We start from the raw sequence: 16,930 nt of genomic DNA on the forward strand, positions 1-16,930 counted from the left end.
GCGTGGCGCTTTCATGCCGCACTCCGTTCGAATTCCATGATCCAGTTGGTCTCCCAGTGGGCGCCTTCGTCGGTCGAGAAGGCCTGCTCCCAGCGTGCGCGGTCGCTCGACACGACCGTCCATACGAAGCGCGCGAGCACGGGCATGCCGGCATGCGTGTCGCGGCCGTAGAACGTGCCCACGCCATGTTCGAAGCGGCCGCGCACGGGCGGTTGCAACTGCACGCTGCGGTTGTCGACCCAGTAGATGCTCCACTCGCGCGCGCGGGGGTCGAACAGGCGGATGGTCATGCCGATGAAGCGGTGCTCGCCGAACGCGTCGGTGACGAGTTCGTCCTGGTTGCCGAAGCCGCCGAGGATCGGCCGGCACGCCTGCTCGGCGTCGAACGCGTCCCATTCGGTGCAGCCGACGAGGCGCTCGCGCAGTCGCCGGTTGCGCACGATCCAGCGGCCGTGCAGGAAGTCGAAATCGTGGCAAGGCTCGGATCGTGGTTGCGGGGACACGGGTCGGCTCCGTTCTGCGTGGGTGTGCGCCGGCGCGTGCGCGCAGGTCAGGGTGTAGAGGGCGGCGATTCCGCTTGCGCCGACCAACGCTTCGCGGTGCGCGCGGATCTGCAGGCTCGATGCGGTATTCATTGCGGCGAGAACAGGCCGACACGGTTGCCTTCGCTGTCGCGGATCTGCGCGAAGAAGCCGATGCCGTCCGGCAGTTCGGTGCGCGGCACGAACACCTCGCCGCCGAGCGCACCGATGCGCTCGAGCACCGGACGGATGTCGACGAGGCTGAGGTAGACGACGCTGCCATGGATCGACGGCTCGCAGTCCGGCATGCGGACCAGGGCGCCGGTCGCGTTCGGCTTGTCGCCGCGCGGGAACACCGCCATCTCGGGCCCGCCGAACTGCTGGCGTTGCAGGGACACATCCAGCGCGGTTTCGTAGAAGCGCTGGGCGCGGTCGAGGTCGCGGGTCGGGATCTCGAACCAGGCGGGGACGTTCGGGTTGAGCATGACGATCTCCTTCAGGGGACGGCGCCGGTCGGCGAGGCGCTACAGTGCCGGCCTGCCACTGACAGCGTGGTGTCAGCAGTGGCATCGGCGCGGCCGAGCCGGGACAATGGGCATCCCGCCTTCCCGAGCCGTGCGCCATGTCGACGATCACCCTGTCCCGCTTCCTGCTCGAACAGCAACGCGAGGGACGCATCAACGCCGACCTGCGCCTGTTGATCGAAGTGGTCGCGCGCGCGTGCAAGCGCATCTCGATCGCAGTCGGCAAGGGCGCGCTCGGTGGCGTGCTCGGCAGCGCGGGCACGGAAAACGTGCAGGGCGAGACGCAGAAGAAGCTCGACGTGCTGTCGAACGAGATCCTGCTGGAGGCGAACGCATGGGGCGGCCACCTCGCCGCGCTCGCGTCGGAGGAGATGGACGATCCGCACCCGATCCCGGATCGTTATCCGAAGGGTGAATACCTGCTCGTGTTCGATCCGCTCGACGGTTCCTCCAACATCGACGTCAACATCTCGGTCGGCACGATCTTCTCGGTGCTGCGCTGTCCCGAAGGGGTGAAGAACCCGGACGAGCAGGCGTTCCTGCAGCCGGGCACGCAGCAGGTCGCGGCCGGCTACGCGGTGTACGGTTCGAGCACGGTGCTCGTGCTGACGCTCGGCAACGGCGTGTACCAGTTCACGCTCGACCGCGAGCAGGGCAACTTCCCGCTGACGCAGGCGAACATGCGCATACCGGAAGACACGTCCGAGTTCGCGATCAACATGTCTAACATGCGCCACTGGGAGGCACCGATGCGCCGCTACATCGACGAGCTGCTCGCCGGCAGGACCGGTGTGCGCGGCCGCGATTTCAACATGCGCTGGGTCGCCTCGATGGTCGCCGACGTGCACCGCATCCTCACCCGCGGCGGCCTGTTCATCTATCCGCGCGACCTCAAGGACGCGTCCAAGCCCGGCAAGCTGCGCCTGATGTACGAGGCGAACCCGATGGCGTTCATCGTCGAACAGGCCGGCGGCGCCGCGACGACCGGGCTCGAACGCATCCTCGACGTGCGCCCGACCGCGCTGCACCAGCGCGTGCCGGTGTTCCTCGGCTCGAAGAACGAAGTCGAGCGCGTCACGGCGTATCACCGCGAAGCCGTCGCGTGAGCGCCGATTTCATCGAGGTCGTCGACGGCGCGCTCGATCCGAAGACTTGCGCCGAACTGGTCGCCGCGTTCGAGGCGAGCGACAAGCTCGTGCGCGGCAAGACCAGCGGCGGCGTCAACACGCGCCTCAAGGACAGCTGGGACCTGCACGTCAGCGGCCATGCGGAATTCAAGGCCGTCGAGAACCTCCTCAACGGCGTGATGCTGAAGGGCCTGATCGGCTACCTGCGCAAGTACACCCACCTCGCACTCGCGCCGACCGCGCTGTACCGGCAGTCGCCCGGCAGCAGCGAGATGCAGATGCTCGGCCTCGACGACTTGCGCTCGATGTCCGACGACGAGCTCAAGCACCTCGTCGTGAAGCTGTTCCGCCCCGGCGGCATCAACCTGCAACGCTACTTCGCCGACGAAGGCGGCTATCCGTACTGGCACAGCGAGATCTCGCCGAAGCTCGAGAGCGACGACAACCTGCATCGCGTGCTGCTCTGGACGATCTACCTCAACGACGATTTCGACGAGGGCGAGACCGAATTCCTGTTCCAGCAACGCAAGATCGTGCCGAAGACCGGCTCGCTGCTGTTCGCGCCGGCCGGTTTCACCCACACGCACCGCGGCAACATGCCCCGCCGCGGCCACAAGTACATCGCGACCTCGTGGGTGCTGTTCCAGCGAGCGGAGCAGCTCTACGCACGGCCGGATGCACCGAAATGACCTCATGCCGCGCGGAGGCTGCGTGGACAAGCTGCTGATCTACGGCGCGAACGGCTACACCGGCGTGCTGATCGCCGAAGAGATGCAGCGACGCGGCCTCGCCCCGCTGCTGGCCGGACGCAATCGCGGCGCGGTCGAGGCGCTCGGTCGGCGTCTCGGGCTCGAAACGCGCGTGTTCGGTCTCGACGATCCGGCGGCGATCCGCGCGGCGTTCGACGGTGTCGCGCTGCTGCTCAACTGCGCCGGTCCGTTCTCGAGCACGGCGGCGCCGCTGCTCGAAGCCTGTCTCGCGCAGCGCGTGCATTACCTCGACATCACCGGCGAGATCGACGTGTTCGCGCTCTGCCATCGCGCCGACGCACGCGCGCAACGCGCCGGCATCGTCGTGCTGCCCGGCGTCGGCTTCGACGTGGTACCGACCGATTGCGTCGCCGCGCTGCTCAAGCGCGCGTTGCCGGATGCGCGTTCCCTCGTGCTCGCCTTCGAGGCCGGCGGCGGCGCCAGCCCCGGCACCGCGAAGACCAGCGTCGAGGGCCTCGCGGCGGGTGGCCGGGCGCGCGTCGGCGGTGAACTCGTCGAAGTACCACTGGCATGGAAGACGCGCACGTTCCTGCGCGACGGCATGCCGCGCAGCGCGATGACGATCCCGTGGGGCGACGTCTACACCGCGTTCGTGTCGACCGGCATTCCCGACATCGAGACCTACATGGCGATGCCGCCGCGCGCGATTGCCGCCGCACGCCGGATGCGCCTGCTGCGTCCGCTGCTGCGCTTCGCGCCGCTGCAGGCGTGGCTGAAAGCGCGCGCGGGCGCGCGCCCGGGACCCGACGACGCGCGTCGCGCGCAGACCGGCTGCCGCGTCTGGGGCGAAGCGCGTGCCGCGGATGGCCGCCTCGCGACATTGCAGATCGCGACACCCAACGGTTACGCGCTGACCGCCTCGACCGCGACCGACATCGCCGCGCAGGTGCTTGCGCAGCCGCCCGCGAACGGCGGCTACTTCACGCCGTCGCAGCGGATGGGCGCCGACTACGTGCTGCGTGTCGCCGGCGTGGCGATCATCGACCCGCTGCAGGTCGTCGACGCAGGCTAGAATCGGCGTTCCTTCGACGGATGCACGCCATGCACGAACGACCCTCTCCGCCGCTGTCGCCGTTGCCGGCGCTGATCTTCTCCGCACGCTGGTTGCAGCTGCCGCTGTACCTGGGCCTGATCGTCGCGCAGGGCGTCTACGTCATCCTGTTCGTGAAGGAACTGTGGCACCTGCTGCACGACGCCTTCACGCTCAGCGAGCAGTCGATCATGCTGATCGTGCTCGGCCTGATCGACGTCGTGATGATCTCGAACCTGCTGATCATGGTCATCGTCGGCGGCTACGAGACGTTCGTCTCGCGCCTGCGGCTCGAATCGCATCCGGACCAGCCGGAATGGCTCAGCCACGTCAATGCGTCAGTGCTCAAGGTCAAGCTGGCGATGGCAATCATCGGCATCAGCTCGATCCATCTGCTGAAAAGCTTCATCGAGGCCGGCGCGCTCAACGGACTGCCGTTCTGCGACCCGGCCCTGCTCGCGCAGGCAGCGAGCGAGGTTGCGCTCGGCGGCGTGAAGAGCTGCACCACGCTGACCACCACCGGCGTCATGTGGCAGACGATCATCCATTGCGTGTTCATCGTCTCGGCGATCGGCATCGCCTGGACCGACCGCCTGATGTCCGGCATCAACGGCTCGCGCGAGCGAACTGCGGCAGCCCATTGAGGATTGCGGGAACCATCGTCTTCGGGAGCTTCCTGCCGGGGTGAGGGCCCAGCCCTCAGCCCTCGACCGCCAGATGCCGCCGCATGCGCTGCGCGATGTAGTCGTCGGTGAAGCTGCGCAACGACCAGTCCTCGATGAAGCCGCAGTGGCCGCCGTGCGCGGCGATGTCGAGCTCGACCTGTGGCGGCAGATGCAGCGCATGGAAATCGTCGACCGGAATCACCGGGTCGTCGCCGGCGGTCAGGATCGTCGCCGGCACCGCTAGGCCGTTCAGGCGCTCGCCCGCGATCGAATAGCCGTCGAGGTAGTCTTCGAGGGAGCTGAACCCGGTATGGCGCAGCACCAGCGCGCGCGTGAGTCCGCGCAGGTCGCCGGCAAGATCCTCGGCAGAGAACCAGTCGACGTCGGGAAACAGCTTGCGCTTGCGCTGCAGCGAGCCGCGCCACTTGTGCAGGAAATATTTCTGGTAGAACCACGGCCCTTCTTCCAGCCCGAACAGGCCCGCCGCCGGACTCACCACCGGGCACACCGCGAGTGCATAGGTGAGCGCATCCGGAGCGCGCAGCGCCACCCGCAGCGCGAAATTGCCGCCGAGCGAGAAGCCGGCTACGGCGATCGGCGCCGACGCGAACAGGCGACGCACCGCGCGCACCGCGCCGACCACCTCGTCGATGCGATTGGAGTGGAACAGCTCGCGATTGAGATGATGCGTGTCGCCATGGTCGCGGAAGTTCAGGCGGAACACGTCGAATCCGTCGGCGAGCAGGCGCGCCGCGGTGCCGACCAGGTAGGACGAGCGTGCGCTGCCTTCCCAGCCGTGCAGCAGCACCACCAGACCGCGCGCGGATTCACGGCCAGCCTGGCGGGTCAGGAACCCCTGCAGGCGTACGTCGGCGCCGCAATCGAGGACGTGCTCGGTCGACGCGCGCTCGACTGCGCGCAGCACGCGGCGCAGCAACAGGCGACGCAAACCGCTTGAAGCGAGGACCGATTGCAGGTGCGGATTGGCGAGTGCGCGGGGCGGCGCGAAATCGGCGGCGCGCAGCAGGGTCGTCGGATACGGCGACTGTCCGAAACCGATGGCGATGCCTTCTTCAGTCGTCGCCATAGCCCAACGCTTGCACGATCCGCGCCCGACTGAGTTCGGCCATGCGCCGGCGCGCATCGGGTGTCGCCGGCACCGGCTCGAGGAAGTGCACTTCCGCGTCCATGCGCGGATTGCCGATCACGCGCAGGAAATTTGCGAAAAAGCTCTCCTTGCGTCCGAACGGCACGCGCGGATCCTGCCGGCTGTCGTTGCCGTAGCGCAGCGCTACCGGCTGCACCGCGACGTCGGCTTCGAGCGCGGTCTGGAAGATGCGCGCGTGGAACACGCCGACGCGATCGCCATGGCCGCTGCCGCCTTCGGGGAACACGCCGACCGGTTCGCCCGCGCGCAGGCGCGCCACCACTCGCCCCATCACCGCATTGAGTGAATCGGTGCTGCCACGGCGATGGAAGATCGTGCCCGCCTGCGACGCCAGCCAGCCGACGAACGGCCAGCCCGCGATCTCGCTCTTGGCGACGAAGCTGACCGGACGCTGGCTGTGCATGAGCCCGATGTCGAGCCACGAGATGTGGTTCGCGACGTACAGCACCGCTCCCGGCAACGGCTCGCCGAAACGGCGGATGCGCAGGCCGAAGATGCGCACGAGGCGCGCCGACCACCAGCGGATCATTGCCTTCTCGAAGGTCGTGCGCCCGAAACGCACGCGCGCGGCGAGCGGATTCAGCGCGAGCAGTGCGAGCGGCACCGCGATGATCGCGTGCAGCAGCAGCTGCGGCACGCGCAGCGCATAGCGCAGCGGGCGCAGGCGATCGGGTGACGCGGCGGCGATGGAAGATTCCACAAGGCGAGTCATCGGCGACATGGTAGCGGAAGTTTGGTGCGATGCCGCATCCTGTTCGTGAACGGGCCTGGCGGGCCTGCCCGGTGGTGCGGGCTGTCGCGTACTACGGCCGGGGGGAGGAGCGCGGATGCGTGATGGCAACGGTGTTGCTCGACTCCGAAGAACTTCGTTCCGCTGCGTTCGACACGGACGGTTCTTGAATTCCGGCGCAGCGATCAATCGTCCTGCAGCCGTCCCAGCGCCTCGGCGAGGTCGTTCAGGTGCTGCTCCCACCAGCGTGGCTCGCCGACGTAGCCGAATGCGCGCGGGAACGCCGGATCGTGCCAGCGCGCGGCGACCCAGCCGGCCCAGTGGATCTGGCGCATGAGGCGCAGCGGTTCGACCAGGGCGAGTTCGCGATGGTCGAAGTCGCGGAACTCGGCATAGCCTTCGAGCAGCGCATCGAGTGCGCGTTCGGATGGCGCCAGCATCCACAGGTCCTGCACCGCCGGCCCCATGCGCGCATCGTCGAGATCGACGAAGTGCGGACCGGAATCGGTCCACAGTACATTGCCGCCGTGACAGTCGCCGTGCAGGCGGATGCGCGCGATCGGTTCGAGGCCGGCGAAGCGCGCGTCGATCAGCCGCGCGACCGCATCGGTGCGCTCGCGATAGATCGACTCGAGACGATCAGGCAGCAGCCCCGAGGCGAGCACCGCGCGCGCGGCGTCGCGTATGAATGTGTTCGTATCGATTGCGCCGCGTGAGCGGAACTGCGAGCGCGCACCGATGCCGTGGATGCGCGCAAGCAGGCGCCCCATCCAGGCGAGATGGTCGGCCGATTCGAGTTCCGGCGCGCGCCCGCCGCGACGCGGATAGAGTGCGTAGCGAAAGCCGGCATGTTCGAGCAGGGTCTCGTCGTCGATGACCAGCGGCGCGACCACCGGCAGTTCCGCCGCGGCGAGTTCGAGCGCGAACGCGTGTTCCTCGGCAATTGCCGCATCGCTCCAGCGCGCCGGACGATAGAACTTCGCGACCAGCGGCGTGTCGTCCTCGATGCCGACTTGGTAGACGCGGTTTTCGTAGCTTGCGAGCGCGAGCAGGCGGCCATCGGTGGCAAAGCCGGCGACTTCGACCGCATCGAGCACGAGATCGGGCGACAGCGCCTCGTACGGAGCCTGCGCATTCGCCACGTCAGATCGGCTTCGGCGTTTCGCGCGGCACCACCGCGAGGGTCAGGCGCGAGATGCAGACGAGCTTGGCGCGCTCGTCCTCGATGCGGATTTCCCATACCTGCGTGGTGCGGCCGATGTGCAACGCACGCGCGGTGCCGGTGACGAAGCCGGCGGTGACCGCGCGCACGTGATTCGCGTTGATGTCGAGGCCGACCGCCATCTCGCCCGCGTCGAGGCAGAGATTGCCGGCAAGGCTGCCGAGCGATTCGGCCAGTGCCACCGAGGCGCCGCCGTGCAACAGGCCGAACGGCTGCTTCGTGCGCGCGTCGACCGGCATCGTGCCGCGCAGCCAGTCGTCACCGATCGCGGTGACCTGCATCCCGAGGTGCTCGACCAGGCAGCCGCGATTCCACGCGTTGATGCGCTCGAGGTCGGTCGCCTGCTTCCAGATCGCCATCACACGACTCCATTGTCCAAGCCCGCGACTATAGGACAAAGGGCCCGGACGCGGATCGACGCGGAGGACGCGGATACGGCGAACAGGCCGGATTGACCGATCCGCGAGCATCCGCGCAGATCCGCGTCATTCCCGCTTCATCCTGGCGATGCCCTTTGCGTGCGCATCGGCGACAATCAAGCCATTCCACGACGAATTCCGCGCGTGTCCCACACCGTCACCCTGCAAGCCAGCGGCAAGCGCTTCGAGGTCCTGCCCGGCGAGACCGTGCTGGAGGCCGCGCGGCGTGCCGGCCTCGCGCTGCCGTACTCCTGCCTTGCCGGCGTCTGCGGCAGTTGCAAGGCGACCCTGGTCGAGGGTGACTGCCTCTATCCGCGCAATCCGCCAAGCGCGTTGAACGCGGCCGAGCGCATGCGCCACCAGGTGCTGCTGTGCCAGGCGGTGCCGGCGAGCGACCTCGTGATCGCGGCGCGCGAGGTCGCGTCGGTCGCGGACATTCCGCGCCGAGAATTCACCTTGCGCCTGATCGACAAGATCCTGCTCGGCCACGACGTCGCACGCCTGCTGCTCACGACCGCGCCGGGCGAACGCCTGCGCCGACTGCCGGGACAGTATCTCGACGTGTTGCTCGACGACGGTCGGCGTCGCGCGTTCTCGATCGCGAACGCGCCGCACGCGGACGAACCGATCGAGTTGCACGTGCGGCGTGTGGCCGGCGGCGGCTTCACCGGCGACGTGTTCGACCGGCTCGAAAACGGCACAAGCCTGCGCGTCGAAGGGCCGCTTGGCACCTTCGTTCCGCGCGAGGACAGCGAGCGGCCGATGCTGCTGATGGCCGGCGGCACCGGCTTCGCGCCGATCAAGGCGTTGATCGAGCATTTCCTCGAACTCGGCACGAGCCGGCCGATGACGCTCTACTGGGGCGCGCGCGAACCGGCCGACCTGTACCTGCGCGCATTGCCCGAGCGCTGGGCGCGCGACGTCGCCGCGTTCCGCTTCGTCCCGGTGGTAGGGGATCGCGGCCACGCGGACGCAGCGCGCGCAGGTCTCGTGCACGAGGCCCTGCTGGAGGACCACCCGGACCTGTCCGGCCACGATGTGTACATGAGCGGACCGCCGGCGATGATCGACGCCGGACGCCGCGCCTTCGTCGACGCCGGCCTGCCGGAGGAGCGGCTGTACTACGATTCGTTCGACTATGCACCCGACGTGATCGCCGAGATCCTCGGCAGCCGTGCGGGCATCCATGGAGCGTGAGGAACTCCCGCGTCCGTCGCGGTCCAAGCACAACCATCGAGCGCGCTACCCATGACCCGATCCCTGCTGCCGATCCTGGCCCTTCTTCTCGCGACACCCGCCGTGCATGCGATGCGCTGCGGCAATCGCCTCGTCAGCGACGGCGCGCAGGATTTCCAGGTGCGCGAGCGCTGCGGCGAACCGTTCTGGACCGACCGCTACACGAACATCGAGATCATCGGTCGCGATGGTCCGATCGAACATCAGCGGGAAGTGCAGTTCGACATCTGGTACTACAACTTCGGCCCGCACCAGCTGATGCGCCAACTGGTCTTCCGCGACGGCCTGCTCGAACGCGAGCAGACGCTCGGCTACGGCGTAGACGAGATCGGCGACGACTGCGATCCGAACCGTCTGCTCGGCGGTCTAAGCGCCGGCGAACTTGTCGCGCGTTGCGGTGAGCCGGCCTCGCGCCGCAGTCGCACCGACACGATCGTGCGGCGTCCCGCACCCGGCCTCGAACGCTGGCGCGACCAGCGCCGCGAGGACTGGATCTACGACTTCGGCGACCGCCGCAGCGTGCGCGTGGTGCGCGTCGTGGATGGACGCGTGGACGCGGTCGACTTGCTCGCACGCTGAACGTGTCGCCAGCTTGGCGCGTGCTTCGCGGGGTGGGCGTAGGGTGGGCTCAAGCCCACCGTCCACTTCCGCCTTCCGCGCCTTCGAATTGAGGCGGTGGGCCAATGCCCACCCTACGGGCCAGGGCCCACCCTACGCGGCCGGAAGTCGCGGCACGCCGTGCTCGCTGCGTTCCTCGAATGCGATCGGCCGTGTGTCGATGGGCCCGCGCGCGAGCAACGGTGTCAGCGCAACGGTCGCGTCGCCGCGCGCGCAGCGCAACGCGTTCGCGTACGCGGTCGCCGCGCCGGCGTGGTCGCCTTCGCCGGTGCGGCAATCGCCGAGTGCTTCCCATGCGGCCGGCAGCGGCGCGAGGCGGAGCGCGCGTTCGAGGGCTTCTTCGGCCTTGCCGTACTGCGCCTGCTGCGCATACAGGCGCCCGAGCGCGGTCAGCAGCGGCGCACTGTTCGGCGCGAGCGCGAGCCAGGCTTCGGCCTTGCGCAGGCGCGCCCCGGCTTCGGCGGCGCCGAGTTCTCCATAGGCGGTCGCGATTGCATCGCTCCATTCGCGCCGCTGCGCGGATTCGATCTCGTCCATCGCCGCAAGCACCTGGCCGAGCGCGGCGGAGCGGCGCGCGAACGCGGCGACCAGTTCGGGTCGCTTGCGCTGCGCGCGACTCGCTCCGCCCCACAGGGCGTTGAGGCGCGTAGCGTCCGGCGCCGCGGCGAGTGCGGCGGCGAGCACGCGCGTCTCGAGCGCGGCTTGCGTGTCCGCCGTCAGCGACTGGCTGCGCGCGAGCGCCGGCAGCGCATCCAGCGCGGCCTGCGTGTCGCCTTGCGCGAGTGCAGCTTCGGCGAGCAGGCGCCAGCCGCGCAGGGAAAGATCATTGGTTGCGGCCTTCGGCTTCAGCAGCGCCAGCGCATCGGCATGCCGTCCGCTTTCGACCAGGAAGCGCGCGCGCGTCGCATCGGCCGCGCGCAGGCCGCGCGCGCCCACGTCGTCGAGCGCCTGCGCCGCGCGTTCGGGCGCGCCGCGTTCGTAGGCGGCGCGAGCGGCGACGAGCAGCGCCGGCGCGCGGAACGCCTCGTGTGCGGCCGCGCGCGCGAGATCGCGTTCGGCTTGCGCATAATCGCCTTCCGCGAATGCAGTCAGGCCGGCGGCAAGACGTTCGCGGCCGCGCCGCTTGATCGAGCGCCCCCACGCGCGGAACGGCCAGCGCAACAGGCGCCAGCCGATGCCGAGCACGGCCCACGCGAGCAGCAGCCCGGCGATCGCGACGACCACGCTGGTCTCGAGCGTGGTGCCGCGCAGGCGCACCTGCACATAGCCGGGGTCGGCGGCGAGCCAATGCCAGGCGAGCGCCGCGACCAGCGCGGCGAGCAGCAACAACAGCACGGTGCGCCACAGCCTCATGGGCGGCCTCCCGGCGCCGGCACCGCAACGCCGGGCGGTTGCGCCAGCGCGCGTGTCGCGCGCAGGTTGCGCAACTCCTTCAGCGCGCTGCCGAGTTCGGGCAACGCCGGCGCGAGCGGCAGCGCGGCGAGGCGATCGATCTCGACGAGGGTCGCGCCGGCCGCTCCCGGGTCGAACGTGTGGGCGACGCCGCGGCGCACGCGCGCCAACGCGGCCTTGTAGCCGGCATCGTCACGCGCGAGCAGCGCGACTTCCGCACTGCGCAGGTCGAGCACGAGCAGCGAACGCGACAACCCGATGTCGTGGCTGGCGAACGCGTCGGCGCCCTCGTCGTGGCGGATGCGCACGAACTGGTCGATGAATCCCTGCCAGCGCGATGGTGCCGCCGGCGTCGGCGCGGCCAGCGATGACTGCTGCGGCAGCGTCGCCAGTGCATCGCGCAGGTGCGCGAGCGCGGCGAGGGTTGCCGCGGTTTCCGCCGGCTTGGCCGCTTCGAGCGCCTGCCGTTCCGCGCCGATGGTCTGGCGCACCGAGGCGAACACCGGGTCTTCGGTTGCCGCCAGCGCCGAATCGGCGAGGCGATACGCCGCCAGCGCGGCCGGCGCGTCCTGGAACAGCGCAAGGCGTTCCTGCGCCTGTTGCAGCAGGAACTCCGCCTCGTTGAGGGCGAGCGCATCGCGCCCGCTCAGGCGCTGCTCGGACAGGTTGGCGACCGCATCCTCGAGATGGCGCGAACGCTCGGAAAGTCCGAGCAATTCCTCGCGCATGCCCTTGTTCACCTCGTCGGCGTCGGTGATGCGCCCGCGCAGCGCGTCGAACTCGCGTTTGCGCTGCTCGATCGTTGCCGCGAGCGTCTCGACACGCGCAGCAAGGTCGCCGAACGCCGCCGCCTGCCGCGCCGCGCTGCCGTGCTCGAGCGCGTAGACGCGCCACAGCGCGACGACTGCCACGACCAGCGCGGCCAGCGCCACCAGCCAGGCGAGCCCGCCGCGGCGCGACGCACCGGGCACGCGCTCCGACGCACGCGGGGCGAGCTCGCGACCTGCGGCTGGCGAGGTACTTCCGATGTTTTCGCTCATGCCGTCATGCTAGCGGAAAGCGCCGCCGGCGACAGCGGCGGCAACGCGGCGAAAGTTACAGTCGGTGTCGCGCGAGTCGGCGCGCGGCCGCCGCCAGCAGGTCGTCCGGCGCAGCGGAGTCGGCGATCGACACGTCGGCAAAGGCGGCCGCGCGTGCGAGCGCGGCGAGGCGCGCGCTGCTCACCATCAGCCCCTGTGCGCGCAGGCGTTGCAGCAGGACGTCGGGCAGCAATGCGACCAGGTTCGCCAATGCCTCGCCGCTCGAAACCAGCATCAGCAGCGGATCGCTCGCCGCGGCGAGCGCATCGAAGTGATTGCGGGTCAGGCGTGGTGGCAGGCGCTCGTAGACATGCACCGGCTCGACCGCGGCGCCGCGCGCGCGCAACGCGGGCACGATCAGGTCGCGCCCACCCGGCGCGCCGACCACGGCGATGCGGTGGCCGCGCACGTCGGCGAGCGCCGGCAGCGCAAGCAGGCTTTCGCTCTCGCCGCGCGCGGTCGGCGCGAGTGCGTCGATGGCGTGCTTCGCAAGCGCGGCGCGCGTGCCGGCGCCGACCGCGAAAACCCGAGCGTCGCGCAGGCTCAGCGGCGCAGCGAGGCGATGCGCGAACCGCACGGCCGCGGGGCTGCTGAAGATCCAGTCGTCGAAGCGTGCGCGCGAACGCAACAGCGCGACAACCGTCGGGTCGTGGGCGATGCGTACGGCCAGGCCGGGAACGGATACGGTCGTCGCGCCGAGGCGACGTGCCCGGCGTGCCAGCGCACCGCCATCCGCTCGCGTCAGCACGAGGGTGGCGCCGTCGAGCCGCGACAGGGGCGCGCCGACGTTCATCCGCGGATGCGTGCACAGGATGCCGTTCGCATGCCGTGATCATAGCGCGGGCCTTGAGCGGCACCGGCGCGATCCGCACACTGTCGCGCTCCGTCGAACGAGGTCCACCGATGTCCGATCCGGTCATGCACCTGCAGCGCACGCTGCTCGCCGACATCCCGCTCGCGCGCGCGATGCAGCTCACGGTCGAATCGTTCGACGGCGAGTCGCTCGCGCTCGCCGCGCCGCTCGCGCCGAACGTCAACGACAAGGGCTGTGCGTTCGGCGGCAGCCTCGCCAGCCTGATGACGCTGGCGGGCTGGGGCCTGCCCAGGCTCGCGCTCGATGCCGTCGGCATGGAGGCCGAGATCTACGTGCAGGACAGCACGATCCGCTACCTCGCGCCGGTCTGGCACGACTTCCGCGTGATCGCCCGTGTCGCCGAGGGTGAATCGCTGGCGGCGTTCGTTGCCGCGCTGCGTGACAAGGGCAAGGCGCGCCTGCGCGTGGATTGTCGGGTGCCGCTGCCCGACGGTGGCGATGCGGCCACCTTCGAGGCGCGCTTCGTCGCGCTCGCCAAACACTGACGGCATGCCCGCACTTGCTGCACAATCGGGACTACCCGCGCCGGAGGATCGCCATGCATCGCCCGCTGACCGCCCTGCTGCTTGCCGCGACCGTCGTGCTCGGCGCCTGCGCGAACAAGGAAATCCGTTCGAAGGCGAACATCCTCGAACAGACCCTGCGCAGCTATGCGGGGACGATCCGCTGGGGCGACATCACCCAGGCCACCAGTTTCATCGAACCCAAGGTGCTGGCCGAGCACCCGCCGAGCCAGCTCGATCTGGATCGCCTGCGGCAGGTGCGCGTGAGCGGCTATGAGGAAACGCCGCCGGTGCCGGTCGGCGAGAACGAGGTGCGCCAGACGGTGCAGATCGAACTCATCAACGTGAACACGCAGACCACGCGCAGCATCGTCGACCATCAGGTCTGGAAATACGACGAGGCCAGCAAGCACTGGTGGCTGACCTCGGGCCTGCCGGACATCAGCCGCCACGAATGACCTTCGCGGCCGTCGCGGCCGCGCGCGGGCTATACTGCGCGGCTGCGCATCGCAGCCCTTATCGAACTGGCCATGTCCGACGTCCTGCACCGCCTGCCCGAATTCCTCGGCAACCATCTCTACCTGACGCTCGCCTTCGTCGGCGTGTTCGTCGCGCTGGTCGTCACCGAGGCGCAACGCTTCATGCGCGGCTATGCGGCGCTGACCCCGGCCGGGCTGACCCAGCTGATCAACCGCGAGAACGCGCTGCTGATCGATGTCTCGCCGCAGGTCGAGTTCGAAAAGGGCCACATCCCCGGAGCGAAACACGTCGCAATGAGCGCCTTCGATCCGCAGGACAAGGATCTGGCGAAGGCGCGCGAACTGCCCGTCGCGCTCGTGTGCCGCACCGGCCAGACCTCCGCGCAGGCGGCACAGCGCCTGAAGAAGGCCGGCTTCGCCAAGGTGTTCTGGCTCGAAGGCGGACTCGCCGCGTGGCGCGAAGCGCAGATGCCGCTGGCGAAAGGTCGCGCCTGAGCGCGTCGGGCGCGCAAACCTTCTCCACCCGTTCGCGTTGAGCGCAGCGGGACGAAGTTCCGCGAAGTCGAAACGCCTGCGACATCGCTGCAACCCTTCGACTCCGCTCCTGCGGCGCTTGCTCAGAACGGAACGATGAAGGCGCCTTTCCGCGCTGCGCTCAAGGTGAACGGAGCGGTAGAGGCGCCTTTCCGCGCCGCGCTCGGGAAGCCGCCCCGGAACCGATCCGGCGGCGAACGGCCCCACCCGTTCGCGTTGAGCGCAGCGGAACGAAGTTCCGCGAGTCGAAACGCCTGCGACATCGCTGCAACCCTTCGACTCCGCGCCTGCGGCGCTGCGCTCAGGGCGAACGGAGCGTGGAAGGCGCCTTTCCGCGCGGCGCTCAGAGCGAACGGACTTGGGTGCACCGTCCAGCCTGCCGTGCGCCCGCCGCGCGTCCATGGGATAATCGTTCCCCTTTTTCTCCCCTCATCGAGCAACCCATGGCAGACAACACCAACGGCGCGGCGAACGGCCAGGCCCGTCCGGAGCAGAACCAGGCCCAGCTGAGCCTGCAGCGCATCTACGTCAAGGACGTGTCCTTCGAGGCGCCGGGTGCGCCGCAGATATTCTCCCAGCAGGGTCAGCCGAACGTCGAGCTGAACCTCGCCCAGCGCGTGTCGCAGCTCGGCGACGACACCTTCGAAGTCGTACTCAGCGTGACGGCGACCTGCCGCGTCGAAGACAAGACCGCCTATCTCGCGGAAGTGCAGCAGGCCGGCATCTTCGGCCTCAGCGGTTTCGACGCGCAGGGCCGCGAGGCGATCCTGTCGACCTACGCCCCGAACGTGCTGTTCCCGTACGTGCGCCAGATCGTCTCGGACCTCGTGCAGAACGGTGGTTTCCCGCCGTTCTTCCTGCAGCCGATCAACTTCGACGCGCTGTACGCCGAGCAGATGCGCCGCCGTGCCGAAGGCGGCACCGCGCCGGCCGCAAACGCCTGACGACGTTTCGCGCGCGCGGATGATGGCTTTCCACCACGCGCACTTCGCCGCACCCGGCCGATGCCGGGTCGCGGACGGTTCCGCTGCATGAACACGCCGGTCGCCGTGCTCGGCGCCGGCTCGTGGGGCACCGCGCTCGCAGTGCAGCTCGCGCGCAATGGCGTGCCGACCACGTTGTGGGGGCGCACGCCGCAGGCCGTCGTCGAGATGGCGATGAGCCGCCGCAACGCACGTTACCTGCCCGAGCTCGAGCTGCCGGACACGCTGCAACTGTCGGCGATGCTGGAATCCGTCGTGCGCGACGCCGGCACGCTGTTGCTCGCGGTGCCGAGCCACGCCTTCGACGAGCTGCTGCGCGCGATCGCGGCGTGGGTCGCGCCCGGTGTCGGCATCGCGTGGGCAACCAAGGGTTTCGATCCGGCCTCCGGCCGCTTCCTGCACGAACTGGTCGCCGAACACCTGCCAGGGCACGCGGCCGCGGTCGTCACCGGCCCCTCGTTCGCACGCGAAGTCGCGCTCGGCCTGCCTACCGCGCTTACCGTGCACGCCGCCGATGCGGAGTTCGCGCAGTCCGTTGCCCAGCAACTGCATTCGCCGCGCTTTCGCGCCTATACCGGCAACGACGTGCTCGGCGCCGAACTCGGCGGCGCGATGAAGAACGTGCTGGCGGTCGCCACCGGTGTCGCCGACGGCATGCAGATGGGGCTCAACGCGCGCGCCGGCCTGATCACGCGCGGCCTCGCGGAAATGCTGCGCCTGGGCGCCGCGCTCGGCTCGCGCCCGGAAACGCTGATGGGCCTCGCCGGCCTCGGCGATCTCGTGCTGACCTGCACCGGCGACCTGTCGCGCAATCGCCGCCTCGGCCTCGCGCTCGGCCGTGGTGTCGGGCTCGCCCAGGCGATCGCCGAGATCGGCCAGGTCGTCGAGAGCGTGCAGACGGTCGACACCGTGATGAAGCTCGCCGACGAAAGCCGGGTCGAACTGCCGATCACTGCCCTCGTGCAGAAGGTGCTGCACGAGGAGCTGACACCGACCGAAGGCATGCGCGCGCTGCTGTCGCGCGAACAGAAACCCGAGTACCCGTAGGGCGGCACG

20 protein-coding genes are annotated in these 16,930 nt (G+C 69.4%); 11 read left to right on the top strand and 9 right to left on the bottom strand.

Going from position 1 to position 16,930, the window contains the following annotated elements; translation table 11 throughout:
- Nucleotides 1-11 precede the first annotated feature (11 nt).
- Both ACILRJ_RS02780 and ACILRJ_RS02785 read right to left on the bottom strand, forming a co-directional pair.
- Nucleotides 12-635, bottom strand: a complete 624-nt coding sequence (locus ACILRJ_RS02780; RefSeq protein WP_395680147.1) for a hypothetical protein — start codon at nt 633-635, stop codon at nt 12-14.
- A complete protein-coding gene (locus ACILRJ_RS02785; RefSeq protein ID WP_395680149.1) occupies nt 632-1,006 on the bottom strand; it encodes a VOC family protein in 375 nt (124 codons plus the stop codon). The genes ACILRJ_RS02780 and ACILRJ_RS02785 overlap by 4 nt, the downstream gene beginning before the upstream one ends.
- 137 nt (nt 1,007-1,143) lie before the next feature.
- Here ACILRJ_RS02785 and ACILRJ_RS02790 point away from each other — a divergent pair, with 137 nt between their 5' ends.
- From ACILRJ_RS02790 to ACILRJ_RS02805, 4 genes are read left to right on the top strand one after another with little or no spacing between them, the layout of a single operon-like run.
- A complete protein-coding gene (locus tag ACILRJ_RS02790; RefSeq protein ID WP_395680151.1) occupies nt 1,144-2,151 on the top strand; it encodes a class 1 fructose-bisphosphatase in 1,008 nt (335 codons plus the stop codon).
- Nucleotides 2,148-2,861, top strand: coding sequence for a 2OG-Fe(II) oxygenase (locus ACILRJ_RS02795; RefSeq protein WP_395680153.1), 714 nt, complete (start codon nt 2,148-2,150; stop codon nt 2,859-2,861). Before ACILRJ_RS02790 ends, ACILRJ_RS02795 begins: the two co-directional genes overlap by 4 nt.
- A gap of 22 nt (nt 2,862-2,883) precedes the next feature.
- Entirely contained in the window at nt 2,884-3,954 is a 1,071-nt protein-coding gene (locus ACILRJ_RS02800) for a saccharopine dehydrogenase family protein (RefSeq protein ID WP_395680155.1), read from the top strand.
- 29 nt (nt 3,955-3,983) lie between these two features.
- Entirely contained in the window at nt 3,984-4,616 is a 633-nt protein-coding gene (locus tag ACILRJ_RS02805; RefSeq protein ID WP_395680157.1) for a TIGR00645 family protein, read from the top strand.
- A gap of 55 nt (nt 4,617-4,671) precedes the next feature.
- Here the strand turns inward: ACILRJ_RS02805 and ACILRJ_RS02810 are convergent, their stop codons facing one another.
- From ACILRJ_RS02810 to ACILRJ_RS02825, 4 genes are all read right to left on the bottom strand, one after another.
- Nucleotides 4,672-5,724 carry a YheT family hydrolase gene (locus ACILRJ_RS02810; protein WP_395680159.1) on the bottom strand — a complete coding sequence of 351 codons (1,053 nt, stop codon included), beginning with the start codon at nt 5,722-5,724 and terminating at the stop codon, nt 4,672-4,674.
- A complete protein-coding gene (locus tag ACILRJ_RS02815; protein ID WP_395680161.1) occupies nt 5,711-6,517 on the bottom strand; it encodes a lysophospholipid acyltransferase family protein in 807 nt (268 codons plus the stop codon). The genes ACILRJ_RS02810 and ACILRJ_RS02815 overlap by 14 nt, the downstream gene beginning before the upstream one ends.
- A gap of 203 nt (nt 6,518-6,720) precedes the next feature.
- Entirely contained in the window at nt 6,721-7,677 is a 957-nt protein-coding gene (locus tag ACILRJ_RS02820) for a serine/threonine protein kinase (RefSeq protein ID WP_395680163.1), read from the bottom strand.
- Between the two features lies 1 nt (nt 7,678).
- A complete protein-coding gene (locus tag ACILRJ_RS02825) occupies nt 7,679-8,116 on the bottom strand; it encodes a hotdog fold thioesterase (RefSeq protein ID WP_395680165.1) in 438 nt (145 codons plus the stop codon).
- Between the two features lie 204 nt (nt 8,117-8,320).
- Between ACILRJ_RS02825 and ACILRJ_RS02830 the strand changes: the two genes are divergently transcribed.
- Both ACILRJ_RS02830 and ACILRJ_RS02835 read left to right on the top strand, forming a co-directional pair.
- Nucleotides 8,321-9,373 (top strand): CDP-6-deoxy-delta-3,4-glucoseen reductase, encoded by a 1,053-nt coding sequence (locus ACILRJ_RS02830; protein WP_395680167.1) that lies wholly within the window; start codon nt 8,321-8,323, stop codon nt 9,371-9,373.
- Between the two features lie 51 nt (nt 9,374-9,424).
- Nucleotides 9,425-9,991: a DUF2845 domain-containing protein gene (locus ACILRJ_RS02835; protein WP_395680169.1), complete on the top strand. Its 567-nt coding sequence runs from the start codon at nt 9,425-9,427 to the stop codon at nt 9,989-9,991.
- A 132-nt stretch (nt 9,992-10,123) separates the two neighbouring features.
- On the opposite strand, the gene ACILRJ_RS02840 is transcribed toward ACILRJ_RS02835, so the two are convergent.
- The 3 genes from ACILRJ_RS02840 to ACILRJ_RS02850 are packed head-to-tail and all read right to left on the bottom strand — an operon-like array spanning nt 10,124 to nt 13,294.
- Nucleotides 10,124-11,383: a heme biosynthesis HemY N-terminal domain-containing protein gene (locus tag ACILRJ_RS02840; protein WP_395680171.1), complete on the bottom strand. Its 1,260-nt coding sequence runs from the start codon at nt 11,381-11,383 to the stop codon at nt 10,124-10,126.
- Nucleotides 11,380-12,462 (bottom strand): uroporphyrinogen-III C-methyltransferase, encoded by a 1,083-nt coding sequence (locus tag ACILRJ_RS02845; RefSeq protein WP_395680173.1) that lies wholly within the window; start codon nt 12,460-12,462, stop codon nt 11,380-11,382. The genes ACILRJ_RS02840 and ACILRJ_RS02845 overlap by 4 nt, the downstream gene beginning before the upstream one ends.
- Before the next feature lie 55 nt (nt 12,463-12,517).
- Nucleotides 12,518-13,294: a uroporphyrinogen-III synthase gene (locus ACILRJ_RS02850; RefSeq protein WP_395680175.1), complete on the bottom strand. Its 777-nt coding sequence runs from the start codon at nt 13,292-13,294 to the stop codon at nt 12,518-12,520.
- A gap of 110 nt (nt 13,295-13,404) precedes the next feature.
- On the opposite strand from ACILRJ_RS02850, the gene ACILRJ_RS02855 reads away from it, so the two are divergent.
- The 5 genes from ACILRJ_RS02855 to ACILRJ_RS02875 all read left to right on the top strand — a co-directional run bounded on the left by ACILRJ_RS02855 (nt 13,405) and on the right by ACILRJ_RS02875 (nt 16,921).
- Nucleotides 13,405-13,860: a YiiD C-terminal domain-containing protein gene (locus ACILRJ_RS02855; protein ID WP_395680177.1), complete on the top strand. Its 456-nt coding sequence runs from the start codon at nt 13,405-13,407 to the stop codon at nt 13,858-13,860.
- Nucleotides 13,861-13,913: 53 nt separating this feature from the next.
- Nucleotides 13,914-14,336, top strand: a complete 423-nt coding sequence (locus ACILRJ_RS02860; RefSeq protein WP_395680179.1) for a hypothetical protein — start codon at nt 13,914-13,916, stop codon at nt 14,334-14,336.
- Nucleotides 14,337-14,408: 72 nt separating this feature from the next.
- The gene (locus tag ACILRJ_RS02865) at nt 14,409-14,852 is read left to right on the top strand and encodes a rhodanese-like domain-containing protein (protein WP_395680181.1); all 444 of its coding nucleotides are present in this window, start codon (nt 14,409-14,411) and stop codon (nt 14,850-14,852) included.
- A gap of 482 nt (nt 14,853-15,334) precedes the next feature.
- Nucleotides 15,335-15,835 carry a protein-export chaperone SecB gene (gene secB / locus ACILRJ_RS02870; RefSeq protein ID WP_395680183.1) on the top strand — a complete coding sequence of 167 codons (501 nt, stop codon included), beginning with the start codon at nt 15,335-15,337 and terminating at the stop codon, nt 15,833-15,835.
- 87 nt (nt 15,836-15,922) lie between these two features.
- Complete coding sequence (locus tag ACILRJ_RS02875) at nt 15,923-16,921, top strand: NAD(P)H-dependent glycerol-3-phosphate dehydrogenase (protein WP_395680185.1); 999 nt, start codon at nt 15,923-15,925, stop codon at nt 16,919-16,921.
- The last annotated feature ends 9 nt before the right edge of the window (nt 16,922-16,930 follow it).

It is taken from the genome of Dokdonella sp., from assembly GCF_044227025.1.
Lineage (GTDB): Bacteria > Pseudomonadota > Gammaproteobacteria > Xanthomonadales > Rhodanobacteraceae > Dokdonella_A.